Source organism: Stappia indica (assembly GCF_020177335.1).
GTDB classification, from domain to species: Bacteria; Pseudomonadota; Alphaproteobacteria; order Rhizobiales; family Stappiaceae; genus Stappia; species Stappia indica_B.
In genome coordinates this window covers 1-3775 of the sequence record NZ_JAIVMG010000035.1, presented here as the reverse complement: position 1 = coordinate 3775, position 3775 = coordinate 1, and the positions used below count along the sequence as shown (strand labels likewise).

Annotated in this window: 6 protein-coding genes; all 6 read left to right on the top strand. The window is 68.8% G+C overall.

The window, feature by feature from the left end; all coding sequences use genetic code 11:
- On the top strand, positions 1-330 hold a 330-nt coding region (locus LC062_RS21245; protein WP_318246128.1), incomplete at its 5' end, for a cold-shock protein.
- A 226-nt stretch (positions 331-556) separates the two neighbouring features.
- Positions 557-1093, top strand: a complete 537-nt coding sequence (locus LC062_RS21240) for a GNAT family N-acetyltransferase (protein ID WP_224913156.1) — start codon at positions 557-559, stop codon at positions 1091-1093.
- Entirely contained in the window at positions 1090-1944 is an 855-nt protein-coding gene (locus LC062_RS21235; RefSeq protein WP_224913155.1) for a 23S rRNA (adenine(2030)-N(6))-methyltransferase RlmJ, read from the top strand. Before LC062_RS21240 ends, LC062_RS21235 begins: the two co-directional genes overlap by 4 nt.
- A gap of 87 nt (positions 1945-2031) precedes the next feature.
- Entirely contained in the window at positions 2032-2478 is a 447-nt protein-coding gene (locus LC062_RS21230; RefSeq protein ID WP_224913154.1) for a cytoplasmic protein, read from the top strand.
- Positions 2479-2488: 10 nt separating this feature from the next.
- The gene (locus LC062_RS21225; RefSeq protein ID WP_224913153.1) at positions 2489-3154 is read left to right on the top strand and encodes a ribonuclease T2 family protein; all 666 of its coding nucleotides are present in this window, start codon (positions 2489-2491) and stop codon (positions 3152-3154) included.
- Positions 3132-3775 (top strand): hypothetical protein (locus tag LC062_RS21220; RefSeq protein WP_224913152.1); only part of this gene is annotated, 644 nt, incomplete at its 3' end. The genes LC062_RS21225 and LC062_RS21220, both read left to right, overlap by 23 nt.

Below are 3775 nucleotides of genomic sequence, written 5' to 3'. Positions count from 1 at the left end.
GGTGACGGCGGCCCACGCGACGGCGCCCCACGAGGCGGCGGCGGTGGCAGCTTTGCCGATCGCGGCCCCCGGCGCGGTCCCCCGCCTGCGGCGGAACGTGGCCCACGCCAGGGCGGAACGGTCAAGTTCTTCAAGGCGGACAAGGGTTTCGGCTTCATCATGCCCGACAGCGGCGAGCCCGACGTGTTCGTGCATATCTCGGCGGTCGAGCGGTCCGGACTGACCACGCTGGAAAGCGACCAGCGGGTGACCTTCGAGACCGAGCCGGATCGTCATGGCAAGGGACCGAAGGCCGTCGAGCTGAAGATCGAGGACGGCGGCGAGAGCTGACCTGACCCGGCGAGAGCAGTACCCAGGCCCCCACGCACCTGTCGCAGCAGCGGCAAGGAAACGTGGGGGCCTGGCCGTTTTCCCGAACCCGGCAATGTCATAAGAGGCCTTGCGGACGTGCCCAATCCGGCGCCTCCGCAGGGCCTGTCCGTGCAGGCGACCTTTGCCGGAAGATATCCCTATCCCACGCGCGCCCTTGTCGCCCGACCCTCAGGCCAGACCGCCCATGACCACCGCAACGCCCGTCATCCGCCCGTTCGAGCCGGCGGATCTCGACGCCCTTCACCGTATCAACGAGGCCAGCGTTCCGAATGTCGGCAGCGTGACCCTCGACCGGCTGCGCGCCCTTGTCGCCACCAGCCTGACCACCCTGGTGGCACTCGGGCCGGAGGGGCCGGCCGGGCTGCTGGTCTGTCTCGATGAGAGCGCCGATTATGACAGTCCCAATTTTGTCTGGCTGAAGCAGCGCTATCCCCGCTTCTTCTATGTCGACCGCATCGCCCTTGACCCCGCGGCGCGCGGGCGCGCCCTCGGCCAGGCCCTCTATGAAACCCTGATCGCCCGGCTTGCCGACACCCCGTCGCACCGTGATCTGCCCCTTGCCTGCGAGGTCAACACCGAACCGGCCAACCCCGGTTCCTTACGCTTTCACGCAAGGCTGGGCTTTCGCGAAATCGGCACCCAGACCTTCGATGACGGCAAGGCGGTGGTCTACCTGGCGCGCGCCGTCGGCGCGGACAGCAACAAAGGAACCGCGCCGTGAACTATCGCCACGCCTTTCATGCGGGCAACATCGGCGATGTGCTGAAACACATGGTTCTGGCCCTCGTCATCGAGTACCTGAAAAAGAAGCCCGGCGCCTTCCGCGTCATCGACACCCATGCCGGCATCGGCCGCTATGACCTGTCCGGCGACGAGGCCCAGCGCACCGGTGAATGGCGTGACGGCATCGGCCGGGTGCTGGCGGCCGACATTCCGGAGGCGGTGGCGGCCGAGCTCGCCCCCTGGCTGGAGACCGTTCTGGCGGTCAATTCCGGCGCCGGCGACGAGCTGCGAACCTACCCCGGCTCGCCGTTGCTCGCCCGCATGATGCTGCGCGCGCAGGACCGGCTGACGGCGACCGAACTGCACCCTCAGGACCATGCCACCCTTGCCGCGCTTTTCGCCGGGGACCGCCAGGTCAAGGTGATCGAACTCGATGGCTGGCTTGCCCTGCGCGGTTTCCTGCCGCCGAAGGAACGGCGCGGTCTCGTGCTGATCGACCCGCCATTCGAGGCGACCGACGAATTCGACACGCTCGCCAACGGGCTGATCCGTGGCTGGAAGCGCTGGCCCACCGGCGTCTATCTGGTGTGGTTCCCGATCAAGGACCGCAAGACCGTCAACCGGTTCTACAACCGGCTGCGCGAGGCGGGGATCGGCCGGATGCTGTCGGCGGAGCTGTTCGCCGGCTCGCCGGAGCCGCACGGGCCGATGCGCGGCAGCGGGCTGTTGGCCATCAATCCGCCCTGGACGCTGGCCCATTCTCTGGAATGCGCCCTGCCCTGGCTGAGCCAGACACTGGCACGCGGACCGGATGCAAACTGGCGGTTGATCCCGCTCGCAGGCGAATAGTTCAGGAAAGGAGGCGCCGGCAACCTTGACCCGGCGCCCGCCGTGCCGCATCGTCCGCTTGTCCCACCCCGTGCAGGAGAAACGCGAATGCGCGCAACCGCCCATCATGCCCTTGGCGCTCTCTTGACCGCCTTTTGTGCCATCATGCTGCTCGCGGCACCCGCCTCCGCCCAGGAGCGCCCCTATTTTTCCTGGAACGGCGAGCCGCGCATTCCCATGTGCGAAGACGCCTCGGTGCAAGGCGCGGTCGCTGCCAAGATCGCCCGCGCGGATGTCGACTACTACGGCGGCTTGCGCATCACCGAACTGAACCGGATCGTGGAGACCAGCTACCAGGTCAATCGGCCGAGCCCCTATGCCCGCCGCTATTGCGAAGCCCGGGCCAGCCTGAACGACGGATCGCAGCGGCGGATCTACTACGCCATCATGGAGCACAGCGGCTTCGTCGGCGTGAGCTGGAACCTGCGCGCCTGCCTTGCCGGCCTCGACCCCTGGCATGTCTACGACGCCAACTGCCGCACGGTGCGCCCGTAAGGCTCGTCCCATGTCCGTGTCGCGCCGTCTGTGCGCCGCCCTTGTCGCCGGGTTCCTGGCGCTCGCGCCCTGGTCGGCGCTCTCCGCCCGGACCGAGCGCCCCGGCACCTTCGACTATTATGTGCTGGCGCTGTCCTGGTCGCCCTCCTATTGCCAGCGCGCCGGGCGCAACGCCGATCCGCTGCAATGCCGGGCGACCAAGCCGTTCCGTTTCATCGTCCACGGGCTCTGGCCGCAATACGATCGCGGCTACCCTGATTTCTGCGACGGGCCCGGCCCGCGCCAACCCGCCCGCGACACCGTCAATTCCATGCTCGACATCATGCCGAGCCGTGGCCTGATCCGCCATCAGTGGCGCAAGCATGGCACCTGCTCCGGCCTGAGCCCGCGCGCCTATTTCGACCTGACCCGCGCCGCCTTCGACAAGCTGCGCATCCCGGCGGCCTTCCGCACCACCGAGCAGGGCGGGCGTGTCGCCCCCGACGCCGTGGAGACCGCGTTCCGGCTCGCCAATCCGGGCCTACGCGACACTGCCATGGCGGTGACCTGCGAAAACGGCCGGCTGAGCGAAGTGCGGATCTGCTTCACCAAAGACCTCCAGTTCCGCTCCTGCCGGTCGGTCGACCGGCGCGGATGCCGGCAAAGGCAGATCCATGTTCCCGCACCCACGAGATAAGCGCCGTCCACGTCGCGCCGCCCGCGCGCCCCGCCTTGCCCTGTCGGCGCTGTTCACCGCACTGTCGCTGCTTGGCGTCATGACACTGCCGCCCGCACAGGCGCAAGAAACGGGCGACTGGACGCTGGCCTGTGCCCAGGCGCTCTGCCGGCTGGAAACGCCCGGGCGAAGCGAACAGACCGAGGCACCCGCCTACCGGCTATTCCTACTCGCTCGGAAAGGCGATGCCGCCCTGTCGCTGGGCCTCAGCAGCGACGGGCCGCAGCCCGACGCGGGCCGCGCCATGCAATGGGAGGTGGATGGCCGACTGGTGCATGTGCTGCGCCCGGAGGCCTTCGCCGGCTTTGGCAGCGGCAACGATCTCTTCGTCACCGACCCGGCCGCCGGACAGGTCTTGCTACCGGCCCTCTTGCGCGGACAGCGCCTGCGCATCTCCTATCTCGACGCCCTGGCCGAGCCTCATGATGCGCTGTTCTCGCTGAACGGTCTGACCGCCGGGCTCGCCGCTCTCGCCGAAAAACAGGGGCGCGCACCTTCCGCCACGCCCCCGCTTGCCGCCCCCTCCGGCCTTGAGCGCCGCGCGCCGCCCGCCCGCGCGGCGGCGGTTCGGGAGCTCGGCAC

Bases quoted from the DNA above. Each gene is read 5' to 3' on its own strand.
- LC062_RS21230 (WP_224913154.1), top strand. From the start codon at position 2,032: ATGCGCGCAACCGCCCATCATGCCCTTGGCGCTCTCTTGACCGCCTTT.
- LC062_RS21225 (WP_224913153.1), top strand. From the start codon at position 2,489: ATGTCCGTGTCGCGCCGTCTGTGCGCCGCCCTTGTCGCCGGGTTCCTG.
- LC062_RS21240 (WP_224913156.1), top strand. From the start codon at position 557: ATGACCACCGCAACGCCCGTCATCCGCCCGTTCGAGCCGGCGGATCTC.